Origin of the sequence: Streptomyces sp. NPDC002133, assembly GCF_040296405.1 — a bacterium.
Lineage (GTDB): Bacteria > Actinomycetota > Actinomycetes > Streptomycetales > Streptomycetaceae > Streptomyces.
Genome location: NZ_JBEOXF010000036.1, coordinates 1 through 20,372, shown reverse-complemented (window position 1 = coordinate 20,372; position 20,372 = coordinate 1). Strand labels below are relative to the sequence as shown.

Below are 20,372 nucleotides of genomic sequence, written 5' to 3'. Positions count from 1 at the left end.
GGATGCCGTCGACCGAAGCAGCAGCCAGCGAACTACAGGACCGCGCCACTCTCTGGAGCGTGGGCGAGATCCCCGCAAGCGATGTCGTCAGCGCGGCCTGTGACGCGCTCATCGCCGGCCTGGACAGCCCCGGACTTCGGGTGCTGGCAGCCTGCACACGCGCCGAGGCGGACTACGACGTGCACGACTTGCTCCCCGAAGCGCTCGATGAGCTCGGACTCATTCTCCATCCGGTCGACAGCGCGGCTGGCCAAGAAGCCGCCGCGCGAGCGCTCGCACGATGCATGCTGGCCGGCGAGCTGAAACCTTGGGAGCTCACTTTCCGGATTCACCAGCGCTACGGGCATGAGCTGCCCCTGACAGCACGGCTCGCCGCACTCGATGACGAGTACGCCATCCTCGAATACGGCGACAAAGCAGTGTCTCAGGTCGATGCTGAGGTCACGGCCGAAGCCCGCCGCCTCGCAGCAGCCCACCCCCGCGTTCCCACCGAACCCACGGACATTCCCAGCTGATGCACACGGACCGACCCGCGAGTTCCCGCCGAACAGGCTTCAGCTTCCCTGAACCCACGGGGCTCCCGGGGCCTGATACTGATGGGCTCGCGTATTCAACTGCCGCCAGTTCCCAGGGTCGCCGCGTCCATTAGCTGCAGAGACTGACGTTCATTCTTGTTCGGCGCGTGCATCGGCGACGGTTGAATTTGGGAGCTCACCAGTGGTGTAACCCCGGCTGGAGCCGCATGAGGGAGGGTGCGGGACTCGGTTGTCGCACCCCGAGTCCCGCACCCGCTTCCTGTCTCGCGGGCTCGGAGCTATATCAGGTCGATGCGTTCCTGAGCGATTGGGTAACCGGCCCTCGCGAAGTGGGCGGCCATCGGGACGTTGGTCTGGTCCGTCCCGGCCACGATACGGTCCACGCCCTCGTCGGCGAGCTTCTGCGTGGCCTCGACGAGCAGGTCATAGGCGTATCCGTGGCCGCGGTGCTCGGGCACCACGCCGATATAGCCGATGAGAGGGTCTCCGTGGTGGCGGCCTGGGACGCTCAGGCCGACGAGTTCCCCGGCGGGGTTGTAGGCCAAGCGCCACCACTCGCGCGGGCTCGGCAACCAGCGCAAATAGTCCAGCTCTTCCTGGGCGGCCGCCTCCAGCCCGGATGTGGCGATGGTGCGGCGCACATGGGCGTCGAGACTGCCCTGGTGGATACGGCGGAAGACGTCGAGGACCGCCGCGTCGTCGGGCTCGGGACGGAATTCGAGGCGGCCCGGGCGCGCGGGCACGCCGCAGTCCGGCGTCCAGCGATAGCGGAAGCGCTCGACCAGAAGGGACAAACCTGCGGCGACGGCCGCGTCGATCCGGACCTGGGCCTGCTCCCGTACTGCGGGGATGTCGCGCCAGCCGGGCGGCAGTTTGAGGGAGTATTGGGCGTACAGCGGTGAAGTGCGGAGCAGTTGTGCGGCCGCACCGGCGTCCGTGAAGTCGAACCAGTCCAGGGCGAGCGGATTGTCATCCTTCGGCCCGGCCCACCAAGCGGCGCGCGCGACGACGACGCCGTCGCGCAGGGCTACCCAGGTCCACTCGGGGCGGTACTCACCAGCGGCAGCCATCGCACTGTAGGTGTCGCCGAAGGCGGCAAAGCCGACCAGACCGGGATCGGGCAGAGATTCGAAAAGTGCTTCCTCGCCCGCGGCGAGGGGGCGGATGACCAGATCGGTCATGCGAGAGGTCCTTTCGGCAAGCGAAGCGCTCCCGTTCAGATCCTCGGCGCCCTCGGAACGGGGTGGGAGCACATGAGAGTCAGCTGGCTCACGGTTCCCACCTCCTTTTGCGGTCGAGGACGCGAACGCAGCGTAACATCTTGATCGAATCGCCGACAACGGCAGCCGTCCAGCCGCACGCACCACATCTTGCCCCGCCTGAAAGGGACTTGGGGTACTGATGGGCTCGCGCATTCAACTGTCGCCAATTCTCGGTTTTGTCTTGAGTGTTGGCGACGGTGTGTGGTCGTCATCGGCGGCTACTGGGCGCGGCCCTCGACGCCGTGAGCGGTGTTGCTTAGGATCACGGGCACGGCATCGCGTGTCGGTCACCGACTGGGTGAGGCATGGAGGTGCCCGTGAGATTGCCTTGCGGAGGCATTCCACACATGTCAGTCGAGTTGAATCACACCATCATCCATGCCCGGGACAACCGGGAGTCGGCCGAGTTCCTGGCGCACATCCTGGGGCTTGAGGTCGGGACCGAGTCGGGTCCGTTCATTCCAGTGGCCACCAGTAACGGGGTCACCTTGGACTTCGCCGCCATTCCGGTGGAGTCGATCGTCGTGCAGCACTATGCGTTCCTCGTCTCTGATGAGGAGTTCGACGCTGCCTTCGTGCGTATCCAGCAGGCCGGGATCATGTACTACGCCGATCCGCATCTGAAGCAGCCTGGAGAGATCAACCGGCACCACGGTGGGCGCGGACTGTATTTCATGGATCCGGCCGGGCACGGCATGGAGATCATCACCCGGCCCTACGGCAGCCACGAGCAGACGCCGACGGCTTCGTGAGGTAGTGGCAGGTCAGGGAGTGCCCTGGCCTGCCACTCCGTGGCGTAGTTCAACTGCCATGAGTTCCCTGCGGAGTCCAGCGTGCTGGTGACCGCGCGTGGTCGCCGGGGGCGTATCGGCTCCATGTCCCGCCGGTTTCGTTGAGGAGCCGAGTGGTGGTCTTGTCGTGGTAGCCGAGAGCGTCCGCGACGACGGGGGCGGGTAGTTCGAGGAGTTGCTGCCGGATGGCGGCGCCGCGGGCAGCGGCGACCAGGACCCCGTACTCGTTCAGGAGCGCGGACAGGTGGTCGGGGCGGGCTGGCTGTCCTGCCCGGCGGCCGGGGAAGAGCCAGCGGGAGGCGGGTCGGTGGCGGTGTTCATGCTGTCGCGGTTCGCGATGTGCTCCAGCAGCAGCGCGGCGACCGGCGCAGACCGTGTACGGGGACGCCGGCACCACCCGGCTGCTGCCCCGCCTGCTCAAGGGACGAACGCGAGGACCGCTGTTCGTCACCCACCGCGAGCCCGGTCATTGCCGAACTTTCCAGCGCGACTCGGCCGAGCCATACCTTGGCGGCCGGGTCGGCACCGGCCGGCACCACGCCGCGCCCGAGAGGTGTTCGAGCACGTGGGTAAGGTCGATTGATCAGCGGCCGGCCGTTGCGATCAGGTGTCGAAGCGTGGCGTGGGCAGGTGGGCCCCAGGTGGGCTTGCCGCCGGGACGGCCGTGGACGCCGGCATCTCCGATGAGGATGCAGGCGAGGGCGCGCAGCACCGCCCAGCCGCGAGCGCGACGCAAGGTCGCGGCGTCCGGGGTCGGCCGGTAGGCCCCATAGAAGCGGTCGGCGGCGCCGTCCGGCAGCAGTACCCACGGGGCGGCGAGGTCGCAGGCTGGATCGCCCGCGCAGAGGTCGCCGAAGTCGATCACACCGCAGAAGGTGCCGTCCGCGGTGAGAACGTTGGCCGGGTGCAGGTCGCCATGGAGCCACAGTGCCGGGCCCGCCCAGTCGGGCGCGGTGACGGCGTCTTCCCAGACCGCGCGGACGGCGTCCGGGTCGGGGATCAGCCCCAGCTCGGTGGCCGAGACGAGCTGCTTGGCGAACCCCTCGGCATGGTCGGCCAGCGGCGCCCCGCGGTTATGACCGGTCGGCGCCCCGGTAGGAGCCGGTCGGTGAAGAGCGGTCAGGAAGGCGGCCAAGGTGTCGGCCGCCTCCGCAGCGCGCGTGGCGGGGGCGCGGTCGGCGGGTTCGCCCGGAACCCACGTGGTGACGATCCAGGGCCGCGGAAACCGCTCGGAGGGCTCATCGAGGCGCTGCGGGACAGGGACCGGTAGCGGAAGGTGCGGGGCGAGAGCGGGCAGCCAGGCGTGCTCCTTGCGCAGCAGCTCGTCCGCAGACTGCGTCGCCCAGGGCAACCGGACGGCGAGGTCGTCGCCGAGCCGCCACAGCTGGTTGTCCCAGCCGCGCGCGCCGAGCTTCAAGGGGTGATCGGCCAGGTCAGGGTGCTGGTCGCGCAGCAGGTCCCGGACGAACTCCGCTGTGATCTCGGTCTCGGTGTGGGTCATGCGGAGCAACGGTAGTCGGGCAGCGGCCCGCCCGTACTTCCTCCCACGTTCTCGCTGTCACGCCTCGTCGGCGGCGTTCTTGTCACGTAGGGGCCGCAGGCCGCCGGGCAGGTCCGGGAGCTGGAAGGAGCACCGGCCGAGCATGTTGATGTGGTGCCGCACGAACGGCGAGAGCCGGACCACGTCCTCGTCGCGGACGTCGAACCCGTCCGTCCGCAGCTGGGCGACGGCGGCTCCATGTACCGGGTGCTGAACAGCACGGGCGTTGAGGACCAGACCGAGGGCGTCGATCTGGTCTTGTCCGAACTGGACCAACTCAGCGACGCGTCGGCCTGCGAGCCGACGTTCACCACGGATAAGTAGTCGTGAAGAAGTTGAGTGGACGAGCTTCGTCGGGCATGTCGTGCGCGTCGTCCACGCGCGTTTCGCGGCCTTACTGGGAGAACGCGTAGGTCCGGACGGTGTCGAGGTGCAGTACGTAGGGCCTGAAGCAGTCGGCCGCGAGGGTCGCGACCGGAGCGCCGCAGGGGCAGGCTCGGTTGAGCCCGTCGTCGCCTGTCGGTCCGCAGCACCCATTGCGGTTCTCCCAGTTGGGCAGAGGCCGAAGGCCGGCGGCGTCGTCAGGGTCCACCAGTACTGTGTGTCGGCTGCCGGCCGAGATGACGAAGCCTCTTCGCGGCAGACCAGAGGTCCGCGCGACTGAGCCGGCTTCGGGTCCTCCTGATCGCACTGCACGACGTAGGGAGGTCCCAGGGTTCGGGATCGATCGCGTAGTGGCCCCGCGGAACGGTAGAAGGTGCCCGGCGTGTCTCCTCGTCCCGGTCGCGCGCGTCGTCTGAGACGTCAGGGACGGCGGCAAGCTCGGCCAGCTCCGGCGTGATCGCGGTGCCGCACTTGGAACAGAGGAAGACGGTCATCCCGTCGTTGTACTGAGCAGGACTGCTGCTTTGCATCCTCGTTTCGCTGCTCGGAGTCGATCCGCGCGACGACGCCACGGAAATCGGGCATGCCGAGGTGGACGGTGGTGTGCCGGGCCGCGAGGTCGCGCATGGCGGCGAGCTTCTGCTCGGCGGTGGCGAGGCTGGCCTCGATCGCAGCGACCTCGCGAGCCGGCCCTGTTTCTTGGCCTCCTGGAGTCGGTCGAGCAGGTTCGCGTGGATCCCTTCCAGCCGGGGCATCTGTGCGACGTCGGGCCGCAGGACGGGGCACCGGATGCAGGCCTCTCCGAACTGGCGATAGCCCGGGCGAACGGGCGGGAGGAAGATCGTGATTTCTCGGCTCGCCTCGGGGCCACGAACTAGTGTCGCGAGCATGGTCGAACACGATGCCCTCAGTGCCACCCGCGAGGCTTACGACGTTGCTGCCCCCACGTATGCGCAGCTGTTCCGCGACACGCTGCGTGACAGTCCCCTGGACCGCGCGATCTTGGGTGCCTTCGCCGAGGTCGTAAGTGCGAGTGGAGACTGTCAGGTAGCGGACCTGGGGTGTGGGCCTGGCCATATCACCGCTTATCTGGACGAGCTGGGGCTGGCGGCGTTTGGTGTTGATGCCTCTCCCGCGATGATCAAGTTGGCTCGACAGGCCTATCCGGGCCTGCGGTTCGACGTGGGCTCGATGGACGCGTTGAACATCGCTGACGGCGTGCTGGGCGGCGTACTCTCACGTTGGTCCATCATCCACACTCCGCCGCAAGAACTCCCTGTCATCTTGGCGGAGTTCCATCGCGTGCTGGCACCTGGCGGCCACCTTCTGGTCGGCTTCTCGGCAAGCGATGATCCGTCTCACCTGACACAGGTTTTCGATCACACAGTCGCGCCGGCCTATCGGTGGTGGCCTGATCACCTCGCCGGGATGCTGCGCACGTCCGGGTTGACCGAGGTGGCCCGGATGGTTCGCGAGCCTCAGCCCACCGACCGGCGGCAGTTCCAGGAGATTCAACTGCTCGCCGGTAAGGCCTAGGCGGGGACTGCCTGCCTGAGCAGAGGAGCGCATCCAACCTGTCGGACGGGGATCCGTCAGGCTCCAGGCGTCGGTTCGTGATCAGGGCTCACCGCCGTTCGAGCTCCGATTTGGTCGAACGAGGAGACTCCGAGCAACACCTTCGATGACCTGTGCTCCTGGCGGACATCGAGCTGGGCGATCTCTTCTTCTGCCCCAGCGAGGCTGGCCCTTCCGACTTGGTCGGCGATAACTGAGCGCGGTCCGGTCGTGTGTGGCCGAGCGCTTCAGTTGGCCCTTCAGCGCTTGATGTGGTCCCGCTGAGCGTCGGAGCATGCCCGGTAGCCGGATGACGTGACGAAACGCGGGGCCTAACGTGGCGGATCATGAACATCCTGATCGTAGGCGGCAGTGGTTTTCTGGGCCGCGAGTTGGCTCAGCAGGCATTGGCAACCGGGCACGCCGTGACGGCGACCTTCGCGACCCGCCCCAGCGACATCCCCGGGATCCACTGGCTGCCCATGGACCTATGTCGCAGTGACGAGATCACACCGGCGCTCGGGGAGACCCAGCCGGACGTTGTCATCAATGCGGCGTATCGCAAGGCCGACTGGGCAACCACGGCCGACGGCGCGATCTGCCTGGCGATGGCTGCCATTCAGCGCGGATCCCGGTTGGTGCATGTGTCCAGTGACGCCGTCTTCTCCGGCGCCGACGTCCGCTACGACGAATCCGCCATGCCGGATCCGATCACCCCATACGGGGCTGCGAAGGCTGCGGCTGAAACGGCGATCCGCCTGTTCGCCCCGGCCGCCGTCATCGCTCGCACCTCGCTGATCATCGGCGGCGGTGGCTCCGTGCACGAGACATTCATCCACGATCTGGCCACCGGGCGACGAAATGGCGTGCTGTTCACCGATAACATCCGGTGCCCCGTTCATGTCGCCGACCTCGCCCGGGCCATTCTTGAGCTGACCGCCTCCGATCACGCAGGCGTGTGCCACCTTGCAGGGACAGATGCAGTCAGCCGTCATGAGCTCGGTGTCCTGATCGCCGACCGCGATGGATTGGACGCCTCCATGCTGACCGCCGGCCGCCGCGCCGACACCGGTTCTCCGGGGGCGCTGGATGTCCGCTTGGACAGCACTCGGACGCAACGCACGTTGCGTACCACGCTGCGCGGCGCCCGCGACTTCCTACGTTGCGAGCGCTGACTCGTACCCCTTTCTACGAAGCCCCAGGTCAGATACATGTCCGCCATCCGGCGGGCCAACTCCGACGCTCAGCGGGGCCAACTCAAGCGCTAAAGGGCCAACTGGAGCGCATAGTCACATCGTGACGTGAAGACGGCCGCGCGGGTTCTTCAGGTGTGACCAAGAAGTGGGCCCGCGCGGCCTTGTCCCACCCTGCCTTCACCGGCATCTCCCGCCAACATCTCGGCGATTTGATCGAGGAGTTGGCCGAGCCGTGGTGCGCTCTGCGCGAAGCGGAGCTGCACGAGCGGCGTGGCCATGAGCGGCTGAGAGCGGCGGGTGCCGGGCCCAAGCAGGAGCTGGTCTTCACCGACCGGGTCGTGCTCACCCTGGTTCACCTGCGGACGCATCTGCCGCATGCCGCGCTGGCCGAGCTGTACGGCGTGGGCCGCTCCACGGTCAGCGAGGCGATCGGCGAGATCCGCCCCTTGCTCGCCCGGCGCGGCTTCGCCGTCCCCGACCGGCCCGGGTTGCGGCTGCACACCCTGGCCGACGTGTTCGCCTACGCCGAGGCCGAAGGCGTCACCCTGCGCATCGACGGCATGAAAACCCAAGTCCGCCGCCCGGCAGCGCACCGGCCCGGGCGCCGCGCTTTCGTCTCCGGCAAGAAGAAGCAGAACACCATCAAGACCACCACCATCAGCGACAGCCAGGGCCGCACCCTGTGGAACGGGGCCGACCGGCCAGGGCGCATGCACGACCAGTCCGCAGTGCGCACCGAGGGCATCGCCGAGCAGTTCCACCTGCACCCGACGGTGAATGCCGAGGTCGACGAGGGCTACCGTGGCCTGGCCAACGAGTTCCCGACCAGGTCAGCGCCCCGCCGAAGAAGCCCAAGGACGACGCGCCGGAGGGCGAGAGGCGGGCCTGGCGCGAGATGCGCCGTCGCCAGTCCTCTCGCCGCATCGTCGTCGAGCATGCCAACGCCGAGATGCGCCAGTGGCGGCCGCTGCAGCGCTACACCGAACGCCGCGACGCCTACGCCGAAACCCACCGCGCCATCGCCGGCCTGGTCTCCGACCGCGCTGCTCGCCGAGCCACCCGGCCCGCACACAGCACCGAACTGGTGCTCGCCCGGCAGGCCGCCTGCTGATCACCCACCAGTCGAAGCGCCAAGCGAGCACGCCCCAATCTCAATCGCCGACCCAGTCGTTAGTCCTTCGACCTCGCCGAGCCAGCCTTCGCGTTCGGCCTCGGCGATGCGGGCGAGCAGGTTGTCGCGGATGTCGGCAAGTCGTGCCCGCTGGGCCGGATCTGGTCGAAGGAGTGAGCATCTGACACAAGCTTCTCTGAACCATCGGAGGCAGCGCGTCAGCGGCTGCCGGGAAACCAGTGGTGTCTCCGTGGACGGGCCCATAGCTTGCGTTCGTGACCGACGATCCGAAGATGCCCCCGAATCGACACGACCTCGGCCGAGTGTTCAACGAGGTGCCGGAGCTCTACGACCGGGTCCGCCCGGGATACCCCGACGAACTGTTCGCGGAACTTGGCGCCATCACCGGCATGGACGAAAGGTCTTCGGTGTTGGAGGTGGGCTGCGGTACCGGTCAGGCGACGCGCTCGCTGGCAGCGCTCGGCTGCTCGGTGACGGCCGTCGAGCCGGGCGCAGGGATGGCCGCACTCGCTCGCCAACGGATCGCCACCTTCCGCAACGTCGAAGTCGAGACGTCGCCGTTTGAGGAGTGGGACGACCGCGGCCGGCGCTTCGATGCCCTCGTGGCTGCGTCGTCGTGGCACTGGGTCGATCCGTCGATTGGCTGGCAGCGAGCGTACGACGTGCTCTACCCCGGAGGTTGGATGGCGCTGCTCGGCAACGTCGTTGTCCGCAGGCCGGGAGAGCCGGAGGTCTACGCCGAGACCGCCGATCTCCACGAGCGGTTCTGTCCCGGGAACCCCGGTTGGGGTCATCCACCGCTGGAGGACGAGGTACGCACCACCGAGGAGGGTTGGGGCCTGGTCGACGATCCCGGAGGATTGTTCGGCCCAACGATCGTGCGCTGGTATCCGACCGTTCAGTGGTTGAACGGGGACGGCTTTGCCGATCTCCTTCGCTCGACGTCGCTCTATCGAAGGCTCGACGGCGACGCCCGTGAGCCCCTGCTCGACGCCATCGCCGAGCGCATCCGCACGCGGATGGGCGACCGAGCATCACGCCGTTATCTGAGCGTCCTGCGTGTCGGACGGCGCGCCGAGTGAGACGAGGGACCATCAGCGTCTCCGATCGGGGCGGCCAGCCGCCATCCGCTGCGCCCGCGGTCGAGACGCTCACGGGCGCCTGCTGGCAGAACACCACCCGCAGAGCACGTACATGAAGGCGCGAGGGGACCAGCAGACTGGCTGGCCGGCGCGATGATGGGGAGGACGCGAATGGTCTGATCAAAGGGGTTGCTGTGGCCGTCTACGAGCTAGCGGACCGGCTTGTCATCGGAATCGCCTCCAGCGCTCTTTTCGACCTGACGGAGTCGGACGCCGTGTTCCGGGAGCAGGGCGAAGAGAGCTACCGCGCCTACCAGGAAGAGCATCTGGACGAAACGCTCCGTCCCGGCGTCGCGTTCCCGTTCATCCGCCGACTGTTGTCGCTGAACGACCTGGGCAAGGAGGGTGACCCTCTGGTCGAGGTCATCGTTTTGTCCCGTAACGACCCCGACACCGGACTTCGCGTCATGAGGTCCATACAGGCGCACGGTCTGTCGATAAGCCGGGCCGTTTTCATGCAGGGCCGGTCGCCGCACAAATTCATGCCGGCACTCAACATGTCGCTGTTCCTGTCGGCGAACGAGCGTGATGTTCGCGAGGCTGTCCTGGCGGGATTGCCCGCAGGCCACGTCCTGGGCGCGCCGCATGAGGACGACACTGAGGACCGCGACCTGCGGATCTCCTTCGACTTCGACGGGGTCCTGGCCACCGACGCATCGGAGCAGGTGTATCAGACAGGCGGGATGGAGGAATTCCGCACCCACGAGGTGACGAACGCCGCCGTCCCGCACGACGCGGGGCCGTTGAAGGAGTTTCTGGCCAACATCAACCGAATCCAGCGGCGAGAGGAGACGGAACGCCAGATGAACGCCGACTACCGGATCCGTCTCCATGTTTCCCTCGTCACTGCGCGCGCCGCCCCCGCGCACGAGCGGGCAGTGATGAGCCTGAAGCGGTGGGGGGTGACGGTCAACGACGCGTTCTTCCTCGGCGGGATCAACAAGGGCGAGATCATGAAAGTCCTCAAGCCGCACATCTTCTTCGACGACCAGCAAGGGCACCTGGCGAGCACCTCGCAGACGACGCCGAGCGTGCACGTGCCCTTCGGAAAGCTCAACGAGCAGGCCGGCTCAGAACACCAGCCCGAATCCCCTGCCATGGCTCGGCAACAAGACAGTCCGAGCGCTCTCCGAGGTGAATGAGCACCTGGCCCCCATCCCGGTGTTGCCTGTACCGACCCTGATGGCGTTCGGGATGCACAACCCCGGATTCCTCCGCGCCGAGGTCTGGCCGGTGAGCCCGTCCCGCCGTCCGCCCCCCGCGGGGCAGGCAACCCGGAGCGCCCCGGCGGCGTCCTTCCGGACATGATCGACGACCTCGGCCCGACCGCATACGACACCCCTGACGACTCGGAAGAGATCAGGCCCGGTCCGCTCTGGCGTCATGCCGTGTGGGTGGTGGCTGTCACCGCTCTCGGTGTCGGACTCGGTTGGTGGACTGGCCTGTTCCGCATCGGTCCCGAGGAGTACGGCCTGCCCAGCGCCGCCCCTGGCCCTCTCCTGCCCTATCTGGCCGCCTGGACCGCGATCGGTCTCGCCGCGGCCGCCGTGCTGCGGGCTGCCGCCGCCAGAGTGCCGGTCCACGCACCGGAGACGATCGCCTCCGGCGTCACCTGGCTCGGAACCCGGCTGTCGCTTGGCTGGCGCCCCGAGTGGCCCATGCTGGCCCTGATGGCCGCCGTCGCGCTGGCGGCGGCCGCAGGGTGGAGCCTCATGGCGCTACGCCCCCGCTCCGGCGCCAAGAGCGCCCGCCGGTAGGCGATTGCGAGACACCGTGTACAGACGACGACACACCATCGAGCCGATCCTCGCCACTCCCGACTGAGACCCCGGCGACCGCAGCACCGGCTGCTTGCCAAGCACGTCGTCGGCGCGCTCAACGTCCGTCCCCTTCGGTGCCCGCATCGCAGGACCGGCGGCAAGCTACCGTCAGGCCGCGTGACCCCGCGTTGCACATCATCGAGCGTGTGGCTGACGCCTGCACCACCCTGCGGGCCACCATCAAGGCCGGAAACCTCGGAACCGAGGGGTCGTAACGCCTCACTGGCACGGAAGCACGAGACCAAGCGGACGCCCTGAGCCGTCCAGCTCGCCCTCTACCTCGCCCTCCAGGGCCGACTTCGGTACCAGCTCGGCCAGTTGCCGCCGCAGCCCGTCGGCCCCGGTCAACGACAGGCCTTCGGAGCGGACGCGGTCGGTCAGCCGACGGACCAACTGAGTGTCGAGCTGGTCGTGCAGCACGACCTCGGTAGGCTCAGGTCCTCGGGTAAGTCGCGTGGCTCGCTTGGTGATCGGCCATCGGGGGCCTCCCCGGATACCGCCGATAAACCAAGTACCGTACAGACCCTTGTCATGCCCGCCTGACGTCGAGGGCTTCGAAGATCTTGCGGGTTATCTCGGCCGTGGTGGGGCTGGGCTCGCCCTTGTGGGCTCGGGTGGCTGCTTCGAGGGCGACGCGGACGATGCTGCGGAAGTTGTCCGCCTCTGGCGGATCCTGCTGCTGCAACAGGCTCACCGCCGCGGTCAGGGACGGCAGCACCTGGTCGGCGAGTTCCGCCACGGACTTGCCATTCAGGTTTCCGACCTTGGACTTCTCGGCGAGCAGGTGCCCGACCGGACCGGTCGCAGAGGCCAGGGCGATGCTGCCGTGGGTGGCGACCTTGTGGGGCGAGCCGGCGGCGTCCGCGGCGGCCAGCAGCGTGACGGCGCCGTACGCGGCACTGCGCAAAGTGGTCTTGTCCTGGTCGGTGAGGGTGAGGGACATGGCTGTGTGCTCCTTGGAACGAAAGGGGGCTGGTCGATCGGGTCGGGGTGCCCACCGAGGGGATCTCACCCTCGGTGGGCTCGGTGTCAGTCGATGGCCTGGTAGAGCGTGGTCCAGAAGTCGTGCATGAGGTGTACCGGGTTCGGGACGGACGCTCCGACCTGGGTGAGCAGGATGCCGGTGAGGTTGTTGACCGGGTCGGCGTAGGTCGAGGTGCCGCTTCCGCCGTCCCAGCCGAACTGGCCGATGGGCGCGTAATCGCCGCGATAGGTGCGCACGGCCATCCCGAAGCCCCAGCCGCCGTGCTGGCCCTGGCCGAAGGAGATGTGCACGTTGTCGGTGGCCAACTCCTGGCGAATGGCTCGTTGTTCGGGTGTCAGGCGGTTCGTGGTCATCAGCTCGACGGCGGCCCGGGACAGGATCCGTTCGCTGCCGTGCATGCCGCCGCGCAGCAGCATCCGGAAGTAGGCGTGGTAGTCGTCCACGGTGGAGTTCAGGCCGCCGCCACCGCCCTGGAAGGCCGGAGGGGTGCTGTGGCGCCCCTCTTCGGCCTCGTCCCACACGACAAACTCGCCTGTCTGCGGGTCGGGGGCATACAGCGGCGGCAGCCGGTGGATCTGGTCGGCGGGCACGTGGAAACCGGTGTCCTTCATGCCCAGCGGGTTGAAGATGCGCTCGCACAGGAAGTCCTCGAACGACTGGCCGGTGACCCGGGCGACGAGCACGCCGAGCAGGTCGCTGGCGATGTGGTACTGCCAGCGCTCGCCGGGCTGGTGCATCAGCGGCAGCTCGCCCAGGCGGCGGATCCACTCGTCCGGCTCGGGCATCGGCGTCGGCAGATTGGGCGTGAGCCCTTGCTCGAAGACCGCGTTCATGACCGGAGTGCCGATCGACGTCATATCCATGCCGAGTCCGAATGTGGAGGTCAGCACGTCCCGTACGGTGATCGGCCGCCGCGCCGGCACGGTGTCGTCCAGCGGGCCGTCGATCCGCTTCAGCACCTGCCGTTCGGCGAGTTCGGGCAGCCACTCCTGCACCGGGTCGTCCAGGCGCAGCCGGCACTCGTCGAGCAGGACCATCGCCGCCGCGACCGAGGCCGGTTTGGACGTCGAGGCCATCCGGAAGATCGTGTCCCGGCGCATCGGCTCGCCACCGTCCCGGCGCATCGTCCCGAGCTCTTCGACGTGTGTCTCGTCGCCCCTGCTGAACAGCGCGACGACCCCGGGGATCTTTCCGGAATCGACATGCCGTGCCAGCACGTCGCGCACTCTTTGCAGCCCTGTTTTGGAGAAGCCGCCGGGCTGGTCGGCGAGGGCGAGGGACATGATTGTGTGCTCCTTTGATCGAACGGACGGGATCTCCCACTCGGGCGTCCCGGTCTTGAGGGGGAAGCGGACTGTCAGCAGCCGAGCCGGTCGGAGATCACCCCCAGCACGTGCCGCAGATCGCGTGACATGCGGGCCCGCAGGCCGATCTCGGCGATCCCGGCCGCGAACCCCGGATGGTCGGGGAGAACCCGGTGGACGCGATGGGTCACCCGAGTGCCTGCGGGGCAGGCGGTGACGGCGTGCACTCCTGCGTACCAGCTCCGCACCGCCATCCGGGACCGGGCCCGGTCCACCTGGATGTCCACCGGCTCCACCGGCCCGGCGAGTTCGGCGCGGTAGGCGCCCACGGCGGACCCGGCCACGACGGTCATCGCACCCTGCCGTGCCGTCGAAGCCCTGGCCAGTACCAGCAGGTTGTCATCGCCCACCCGCCCCTCGGCGACGGCGAGCAGCAGCGCGGCGACCGCCGTTACGGGCGCGGCGAGTGTCCCTTTCACTTCCCACCGGGCGGGCAGCGCGTCCAGCTCGGCCAGCAGGGGAGACGTGGTGTGCATGGCGAGGAGCCTCGCCCGCCGGTCAGCCCCGGGACAAGCCATGCCACGTCTCACGGGACGGCGGGACCCTTCACCGATACCCGGCTGACCTGCGTCGATACTCCATCGGACCGGCGTTGCGCGGGTGTCCCGGGACGGGACGGGACACCCCAGGCAGGCTCAATACGCCTGGGTCAGGTGACGTGCTCGCTGTCCCCCAGCAGGTGGAGGTTCCGGCGGGCTTCGTCGGCGAAAGCGGGCATGTCGAGCGCGATGGCAAGGTCGAGAGCGCTGCGGAGGTGCCGCTGCGCCACGACGGGGTCACCGGCGAGTCGGCACGTCTCGCCGTACGAGATCAGCACGCCGATGGCGTACTGCTGCTCCCCGGTCGCCTCGGTGATCCGGTGCGCCTCTTCGTGCAGGGTCAGCGCCTCCGCGAGTCGGCCGAGGTGCCGGGTGGCCACGGCGGCGTCGGTCAGGCTGACCGCTTCGAAGATCTGGTGACCGGTCGCCCGGCTGTGCGCCACCGCCTGCTGGGACAGTTCCAGCGCGGATTGGGCGTCGCCGAGCCCGAGAGCGGCGGAGGCCAGCACGTCCAGGCACATGCGTTCGAGTTGCAGGTCGCCGCGCGCGCGAGTTGTCTGGATCACCGACAGAGCGGACTCCCGCGCCTGCTCGTAGCGTGCGAGCCGGACCAGTGCCATGCCCGTGCGGGCCTTTGTCAGTACCCGGTAGACATCGAAGTCCTCCCCTTCCGGCAAGATCACGGCGCCCTGGCGCAGCAGGTCGATGGCGCCTTCGAAGTCGCCAGCCTTCATGCGTAGCTCCGACAGCTGTGCCAGCACCTCGAACTCGACGTAGACATCGCCGACTTCCGCCATCAACGCCCGCACCGCCTCGAATTCCGGCAGGGCTTCGGCCGGCCGGCCGCCGCGCTGCCGGGCGAGACCGCGGTGGTATCGCAACCAGATCAGCGACCGGCGGTCGTCCAGGCGTTCCGCGGTGGACAGCGCGGCGTCGATCATGTGCTCCCAGCGACCGAGACCACCGCGCCGCATGAAGTAGACGTCGGCGGTCTGCGCGAGCCCGATCACGGAGGTCTCCAGCCGCATCTCGGCGGCCAGGGCGAACACCGCCTCGATGTTGGGCCATTCGAGATCCAGCCAGGCGAGTGCGTCCGCCGTGCTATCCATCTCCGGGACGAATTCCGGCGGATAGGTGATCGTGAGCGGCAGCGGTGCGGTCTCGTGCAGCAGTGCCCGGTCCGCTGCCAGCAGGCCGCTCAGGTAGTAATCGGCCAGCCTGGCGATCGCCTCCACCCCGTCCGGCTCGGCGTCGTCGGCGCGAGCCGCCTGCCGCAGCAGATCGTGGAGCCGGTAGCGGTGCGCCGTCGGTTCCTGGATCAGATGCGCGTCGACCAACTCCTCCAGCAACCCCCGGGCGTTGCTCAACGGGATGCCGGCCAGCGCGGCGGCGCCGTACACGCAGATGTCAGTGCCCGAAGCCAGGCCCAGCAGCCGGAACATCCGCCGCTGGGCGGGGTCGAGCTGCCGCAGTGACATCTCGAACACGTCCGACACCGCCAGCTCGCCCTCGCGCAGCCGTTCCACCAGGGTGTCGAGCGTCCACGCGGGCCGGTGCCGCAGACGCGCGGCTGCCACCCGGATGGCCAGCGGCAGGTTCCCGCAGCGGCGCAGCACCTCGCCGACATCACCAGGCCGGGCCCCGCCCGCGGATTGGACGAACAGCTCCGCCGCCTCCTGGGCCGGCAGGACATCCAGCGAGATCGGCCGGACGCCGTCCAGCTCCACCATCCGCCGACGGCTGGTGATCACCACGAAGCTCTGGCCGGCGCCGGGGAGCAGATCGCGCACGTGACCGGCGTCGGCGGCGTTGTCCAGCAGCACGATCGCGCGCCGCGCCGCCAGCTCCGACCGCCACAGCGCCGCCCGCTCGGCAAGGCCGTCGGGCATCCTGCCGGGCGGCAACCCGAGCGCGGCCAGCAGCACCCGCAGCGCCTCCACAGGCTCCACCGGCTCCCGGCCCGGAGTGAACCCGTGCAGGTCCAGATAGAGCTGGCCGCCGGGGAAGTCGGCGGTCAGCAGATGCGCGCCGTGTACGGCCAGCGCGGTCTTGCCCACCCCGCCCATGCCGTCGATCGCCACCATCGTCGTGCTCCGCGCGGCGCCGAGCAGGGCGGCCAGTTCCGCGCGGCGCCCGGTGAAGGCGGTGATGTCGTGCGGCAGGTCGTTGCGCACCGGCGCAGGGGCGGCGGCGTACGTCTGTGGCTTGTCCTTGGCCCGCTCCCAGACCTCCCGCATCGGCCTCGGGTCTCGACCGGCCGCCTTGCACAGCGCAACCACCATCGGCCAGGGGGGAACGGCCTGGCCGGAGAAGTAGCGCGACAGCGAGGAACTGCTGCCGTGGACGTCACGTGCCAGCTCCCGCAGACTCCGCCCGGTCAGATCGCGCAGCTGCCGTAGCTGTACTGCCAACTCCTCTTCCACGCTTGCCAGCCTCCTCCAGCTTCACGCTCTGATCCTAGATCGAGTGACGTGGGCTGAGGCAGGTCAGCCTCGGCTGAGCAGGTAGCTGGCGTGCTCGCGCTGGGTGTGCATGGCGTCGCTGGTCACGACCACGCCCGCCAGGTCGGCGAGGGTCTCCAGCAGAGGCTGGAAGCAGGTGATCTCGTTGGTCTTCTCGCCTACGTCGAGTTGGGCCAGGGCCAGGCCGGAGAGGTGGTCACAGGTGGCGAGCAGATGAATCTTGCGGCCCGTGACCCTGGCCGCTCCGCGCAGGGTCTTGCCGTCGACCGCCACTGCGTGCAGCTGACCGTCGGCCCCAGCGCGCCGGTCGGCCAGCCGACGGCTCACCGCCCGGTCCAACGCGTCGCCGTCGATGCGGCCCAGCAGCCGCCGCACCGTCGCCTCCGCCGGCAGGCACCGCTTCGGGGACAGCGGATCGGGCCGTACGCCAAGGCGCTCCAGGACGGACGGCGGGGCGTCGGTGATCCACTCACCCACCACCAGCAGCGAGATCGCTCCAGCCAGAACCGCGCACGCGGTCAGCGCGAGCACGACGACCAGAGCGTGTCGTACGCCGCGCGGGTCGCGAGGGTCCGGGCACCTCGGCCAGTCGCTGCAGCAGGCCCGAAGTCCCCTCGGGCACGGCCCCGGGATGCTCGCGGAGTTGGTCAAAGGCACGCGGGATCGGCGGTGATGCGTCGGCAGGTGCAGGTCCTCCACTCGGATCACGGGGCGTCGAGAACTCCATGATCTTGGAAGCCCGTGGCTGTCACGTTCCCGGAACCCCGTCGAACTGACAGTTCGTCATGATCGGGCATCAAGCGGCTATGTCGAAGCCCTGGCTGCCCGCCCAACGACGAACCCCGCCCTTCCGCGCTGGGAGGACGGGGCTTGCGGTGGGGGCACGTTCGCAGGTCGCGATCGTCGACAGGGACGGTGCGGTGCAGGTCAACCGGAATCTGCCCAACAGTGTCGGGACGGTGCTGCGGGTGATCGGCGATTCACGTCCATGCGGTCCACGTGCCGTGTCACGGGTCCGGTGGTGCCAGGCGCTTTCACGTCCGCCCTGGGGCACGTCATTCGCCGGCGGCGTCCTCGGCCTCCCAGCGCAGCAGGTCGCCCGGCTGGCACTTGAGCACCTCGCAGAGCGCCGCGAGCGTCGCGAAGCGCACCGCCTTGGCGCGGCCGTTCTTGAGCACCGCCAGGTTGGCGGGCGTGATCCCTACGCGGTCCGCGAGCTCGCCCACGGACATCTTCCGCCTGGCCAGCATCACGTCGATGTCGACGGCGATCGGCATCAGATCACCTCGTCCAACTCAGCCTGCATCTGCGCCGCTTCGACGTCGCGCGCGACGGCCTGGGCGAGCAGCATCCGCAGCACGAGCACGATGAGCGCGACCCCCAGGATGGCCACGCCAACCCCGCCCATGATGACGGTGACGCCCGGGTCGTCGCGCTGGCCCGGCGCATTGAGGGCCGTGACTGCGAACCACACGAGGGCAGCCGCCACGATCGCGCCGATCACGACGTCCACGTACCGGAAGGCGGTGTCGGAGAACACGGTTCCGCGTCGCACCATCGTCACCAGCCGCCATACGCAGACCAGGGCGACCTGGGCCGAGGCCATGCCCAGGATCGTGATCACGCGCAGCGGGGTCAGCGGGAGTGACCCGTCCTCCGGGTCGGTGGCCAACGCCCACACCATCAATGCCTGTACGAACACGGTGCCGGCGAGCACCACCACGAGCACGGCGCGCAGCGCATGCACTGTCAGCTTCCCCACGACCCATCCTTCCATCGAGTTACGATGGGAACCTATCGAATTTCGATAGGTGAAGCAAGAGCTGAGGCGGCGGGTTCGCACCGTGACGGGACGCCGCCGCCCCCTCCCATGGCATGGCGGTTGCGCGAACCGTTTTGATCTTGTCGAAGTCGGCCTCGCTCGAGCACAAACCGGACGCCACCCGACTACGCCGAAGCCCTGGTCCAGTTCGCCGCCGATCGCCTCTCGCAGCACGTCGTGCTCCGGCCCGAGAGCGAATTGCTCCTCGCTCCATCTGCCGTGCGGACAGAGCTACACCGGCCTGCCCACCAAGTCGGCGGGCTCCCCGTCGAACCGCGGCCACACGTGCGTATGCGGGAATGCGTCCCTGTTGCCGAGGATCTCCAGATTCACTTGCTGGAACGCGGGATCCAGCCTGCGGCAGGCACGCTCGACGGCCTCGCCGAGGCGGTGCATGTCGGACAGGAAGACAGCTCGCTTGGCCCTCGGCAGGTCGGACAGGGCTTTTCACACCCGGCTCCACGAGGAGCACCGTGCAGCCCGGCAAGAACTGGACGTCCCCGATGACCGCGAAACCCGCATCCAGGCGTCTGCGCACCGCAAAGTTCTCACCGCGCAGTGCACTGCCGATCCGGTCCGCGCGCCAGTCGTCAGCCATCGCGGGAACGTATCCGAAAGGGGCAACCGGCACTGGCGGTCCGGGCCCCAGCGGCCAGGCATCACGCCTCGACTCATGCCCCCGCCGCGTACCCCCAGACGTCCCGCATCAGCGCCGGGAAGCTCGGTCCAGCCATCTCCAGTTGGCTGAGTACGATCGTGAGCGCGCCCGTCGACGGGGTGAGGTACGCGGCCGTGCCGGTGCCGCCGACCCAGCCGTAGCGGCCTGGGACGTTCCAGGGCTCGAGGGGTTCGACGTCGACCGAGCCGCCGAAGCCCCAGCCCATGCCCTCGAGGAACAGGCCGCTCGCCTTGCGCTGGGCTGGGGTCAGGTGGTCGGTCGTCATCCGGCGTACGGACCCGGGGGTGAGCAGGCGGCGGCCGGCCACGGTCCCGCCGGCGAGCAGCATCCCGTAGAAGGCGAAGCAGTCGTCGACGGTGGAGACCAGGCCGCCGGCACCGGACGGGAAGGCGGGGGGCTCGCTCCACTGGCCGTCGGGGGCGTCGACGAGTTCGAGGCCAGCTGTCGGATCGGTCCGGTAGTAGCTGGTGAGCCGGTCGAGCTTGTCGGCCGGTACGGCGAATGCGGTGTCGGCCATGCCGAGTGGCTCGAAGATCCGTTCCGTGAGGAAGTCGGGCAGGGGACGGCCGGCGACCCTGGCGATCAGCACACCCTGGATGTCGGATGTGGTGTTGTACAGCCAGGCATCGCCCGGCTGGTGCAGCAGCGGGATGCGGGAGAGTCGTGCCATCCACTCGTCGGGCGGCGGTACGAGCCGGGGCTGTGGAGGTCCCTGCTTCAGCTCGCCGAACAGCGGCGCGACGGCCGGGAGCGAGAAGTCGGAGGGGAAGCCGTACCCGGCGCGGGAGGTGAGCAGATCGAGCACGGTGATGGGCCGCGCCGCCGGGACCACGTCGTCGACGGGGCCGGTCGGCGTACGGACGACGCTCGGTGAGGCCAGCTCCGGTAGCCATTGCCCGACCGGATCGTCCAGCGCGATCCGGCCGTCGTCGATCAGCATCATGAGCGCTGCGGCGGTGATCGGCTTGGTGACCGAGGCGATGCGGAAGATCGAATCTCTGGTCATCGGCGCGCTGCGGTCGGTGCCGACCGAGCCGACGGCCTGGACCTCGATCCGGTCGCGGGGGGGGGGGCGGGGCCCCCCCCCCCCCCCCGGGCCCCCGGGGGGGGGGGGGGCCGGGGGGGGGGGGCGGGGGGCGGGGGGGGCGCCGGCCCCGCCCGGGG

The 20,372-nt window shown here is 68.9% G+C and carries 18 protein-coding genes and 4 pseudogenes; 9 read left to right on the top strand and 13 right to left on the bottom strand.

Annotated features, from left to right (window positions below; translation table 11 throughout):
* The first annotated feature begins 2 nt into the window (after window positions 1–2).
* A complete protein-coding gene (locus ABT078_RS27695; protein ID WP_351232317.1) occupies window positions 3–515 on the top strand; it encodes a hypothetical protein in 513 nt (170 codons plus the stop codon).
* A 299-nt stretch (window positions 516–814) separates the two neighbouring features.
* Here the strand turns inward: ABT078_RS27695 and ABT078_RS27690 are convergent, their stop codons facing one another.
* Complete coding sequence (locus ABT078_RS27690; RefSeq protein ID WP_351232315.1) at window positions 815–1,717, bottom strand: GNAT family N-acetyltransferase; 903 nt, start codon at window positions 1,715–1,717, stop codon at window positions 815–817.
* 428 nt (window positions 1,718–2,145) lie between these two features.
* Here ABT078_RS27690 and ABT078_RS27685 point away from each other — a divergent pair, with 428 nt between their 5' ends.
* Together ABT078_RS27685 and ABT078_RS27680 are read left to right on the top strand one after the other, a co-directional pair.
* A complete protein-coding gene (locus tag ABT078_RS27685) occupies window positions 2,146–2,550 on the top strand; it encodes a VOC family protein (protein WP_351232313.1) in 405 nt (134 codons plus the stop codon).
* Window positions 2,551–2,957: 407 nt separating this feature from the next.
* Window positions 2,958–3,056 (top strand): annotated as a pseudogene (locus tag ABT078_RS27680) (site-specific integrase); the annotation flags it as partial.
* 116 nt (window positions 3,057–3,172) lie between these two features.
* Here the strand turns inward: ABT078_RS27680 and ABT078_RS27675 are convergent.
* Window positions 3,173–4,090 (bottom strand): aminoglycoside phosphotransferase family protein, encoded by a 918-nt coding sequence (locus ABT078_RS27675; protein ID WP_351232311.1) that lies wholly within the window; start codon window positions 4,088–4,090, stop codon window positions 3,173–3,175.
* Between the two features lie 57 nt (window positions 4,091–4,147).
* A complete protein-coding gene (locus tag ABT078_RS42870) occupies window positions 4,148–4,405 on the bottom strand; it encodes a Tn3 family transposase (protein ID WP_502981354.1) in 258 nt (85 codons plus the stop codon).
* Window positions 4,406–5,401: 996 nt separating this feature from the next.
* Between ABT078_RS42870 and ABT078_RS27665 the strand changes: the two genes are divergently transcribed.
* The 6 genes and pseudogenes from ABT078_RS27665 (at window position 5,402) to ABT078_RS27640 (ending at window position 11,294) form a co-directional block, all read left to right on the top strand.
* Complete coding sequence (locus ABT078_RS27665) at window positions 5,402–6,049, top strand: class I SAM-dependent methyltransferase (protein WP_351232307.1); 648 nt, start codon at window positions 5,402–5,404, stop codon at window positions 6,047–6,049.
* Between the two features lie 365 nt (window positions 6,050–6,414).
* Entirely contained in the window at window positions 6,415–7,242 is an 828-nt protein-coding gene (locus tag ABT078_RS27660; RefSeq protein WP_351232305.1) for an SDR family oxidoreductase, read from the top strand.
* A 155-nt stretch (window positions 7,243–7,397) separates the two neighbouring features.
* A pseudogene (locus tag ABT078_RS27655) lies at window positions 7,398–8,374 on the top strand (transposase).
* 275 nt (window positions 8,375–8,649) lie between these two features.
* Window positions 8,650–9,477, top strand: coding sequence for a class I SAM-dependent methyltransferase (locus ABT078_RS27650; RefSeq protein ID WP_351232303.1), 828 nt, complete (start codon window positions 8,650–8,652; stop codon window positions 9,475–9,477).
* 194 nt (window positions 9,478–9,671) lie between these two features.
* Window positions 9,672–10,679 carry a 5'-nucleotidase gene (locus ABT078_RS27645; protein WP_351232301.1) on the top strand — a complete coding sequence of 336 codons (1,008 nt, stop codon included), beginning with the start codon at window positions 9,672–9,674 and terminating at the stop codon, window positions 10,677–10,679.
* A gap of 165 nt (window positions 10,680–10,844) precedes the next feature.
* Window positions 10,845–11,294 carry a hypothetical protein gene (locus ABT078_RS27640; protein ID WP_502981355.1) on the top strand — a complete coding sequence of 150 codons (450 nt, stop codon included), beginning with the start codon at window positions 10,845–10,847 and terminating at the stop codon, window positions 11,292–11,294.
* Window positions 11,295–11,576: 282 nt separating this feature from the next.
* Here the strand turns inward: ABT078_RS27640 and ABT078_RS27635 are convergent, their stop codons facing one another.
* The 10 genes and pseudogenes from ABT078_RS27635 to ABT078_RS27590 form a co-directional block, all read right to left on the bottom strand.
* Window positions 11,577–11,777 (bottom strand): hypothetical protein, encoded by a 201-nt coding sequence (locus ABT078_RS27635; RefSeq protein ID WP_351232297.1) that lies wholly within the window; start codon window positions 11,775–11,777, stop codon window positions 11,577–11,579.
* A 109-nt stretch (window positions 11,778–11,886) separates the two neighbouring features.
* Window positions 11,887–12,300 carry a hypothetical protein gene (locus tag ABT078_RS27630; protein WP_351232295.1) on the bottom strand — a complete coding sequence of 138 codons (414 nt, stop codon included), beginning with the start codon at window positions 12,298–12,300 and terminating at the stop codon, window positions 11,887–11,889.
* An 86-nt stretch (window positions 12,301–12,386) separates the two neighbouring features.
* Window positions 12,387–13,625 (bottom strand): serine hydrolase domain-containing protein, encoded by a 1,239-nt coding sequence (locus ABT078_RS27625; protein ID WP_351232293.1) that lies wholly within the window; start codon window positions 13,623–13,625, stop codon window positions 12,387–12,389.
* Between the two features lie 74 nt (window positions 13,626–13,699).
* Entirely contained in the window at window positions 13,700–14,182 is a 483-nt protein-coding gene (locus ABT078_RS27620) for a hypothetical protein (protein WP_351232291.1), read from the bottom strand.
* Between the two features lie 173 nt (window positions 14,183–14,355).
* A complete protein-coding gene (locus ABT078_RS27615) occupies window positions 14,356–16,668 on the bottom strand; it encodes an ATP-binding protein (protein WP_351232289.1) in 2,313 nt (770 codons plus the stop codon).
* Window positions 16,669–16,731: 63 nt separating this feature from the next.
* Window positions 16,732–17,238, bottom strand: coding sequence for an ISAs1 family transposase (locus ABT078_RS27610; RefSeq protein ID WP_351232287.1), 507 nt, complete (start codon window positions 17,236–17,238; stop codon window positions 16,732–16,734).
* Window positions 17,239–17,762: 524 nt separating this feature from the next.
* Window positions 17,763–17,984, bottom strand: coding sequence for a helix-turn-helix domain-containing protein (locus ABT078_RS27605; RefSeq protein ID WP_057613216.1), 222 nt, complete (start codon window positions 17,982–17,984; stop codon window positions 17,763–17,765).
* Window positions 17,984–18,469: a DUF2975 domain-containing protein gene (locus ABT078_RS27600; protein WP_351232413.1), complete on the bottom strand. Its 486-nt coding sequence runs from the start codon at window positions 18,467–18,469 to the stop codon at window positions 17,984–17,986. Before ABT078_RS27600 ends, ABT078_RS27605 begins: the two co-directional genes overlap by 1 nt.
* A gap of 198 nt (window positions 18,470–18,667) precedes the next feature.
* Window positions 18,668–19,127, bottom strand: a pseudogene (locus ABT078_RS27595) (diadenosine tetraphosphate hydrolase); the annotation flags it as partial.
* 73 nt (window positions 19,128–19,200) lie between these two features.
* A pseudogene (locus tag ABT078_RS27590) lies at window positions 19,201–20,265 on the bottom strand (serine hydrolase domain-containing protein); the annotation flags it as partial.
* Between the last annotated feature and the right edge of the window lie 107 nt (window positions 20,266–20,372).

Excerpts from the sequence above, each read along its gene's own strand:
- ABT078_RS27695 (WP_351232317.1), top strand. The coding sequence starts at position 3 with ATGCCGTCGACCGAAGCAGCAGCCAGCGAACTACAGGACCGCGCCACT.
- ABT078_RS27690 (WP_351232315.1), bottom strand. The coding sequence starts at position 1,717 with ATGACCGATCTGGTCATCCGCCCCCTCGCCGCGGGCGAGGAAGCACTT.
- ABT078_RS27685 (WP_351232313.1), top strand. The coding sequence starts at position 2,146 with ATGTCAGTCGAGTTGAATCACACCATCATCCATGCCCGGGACAACCGG.
- ABT078_RS27675 (WP_351232311.1), bottom strand. The coding sequence starts at position 4,090 with ATGACCCACACCGAGACCGAGATCACAGCGGAGTTCGTCCGGGACCTG.
- ABT078_RS27665 (WP_351232307.1), top strand. The coding sequence starts at position 5,402 with ATGGTCGAACACGATGCCCTCAGTGCCACCCGCGAGGCTTACGACGTT.
- ABT078_RS27660 (WP_351232305.1), top strand. The coding sequence starts at position 6,415 with ATGAACATCCTGATCGTAGGCGGCAGTGGTTTTCTGGGCCGCGAGTTG.
- ABT078_RS27630 (WP_351232295.1), bottom strand. The coding sequence starts at position 12,300 with ATGTCCCTCACCCTCACCGACCAGGACAAGACCACTTTGCGCAGTGCC.
- ABT078_RS27625 (WP_351232293.1), bottom strand. The coding sequence starts at position 13,625 with ATGTCCCTCGCCCTCGCCGACCAGCCCGGCGGCTTCTCCAAAACAGGG.
- ABT078_RS27620 (WP_351232291.1), bottom strand. The coding sequence starts at position 14,182 with ATGCACACCACGTCTCCCCTGCTGGCCGAGCTGGACGCGCTGCCCGCC.
- ABT078_RS27605 (WP_057613216.1), bottom strand. The coding sequence starts at position 17,984 with ATGCCGATCGCCGTCGACATCGACGTGATGCTGGCCAGGCGGAAGATG.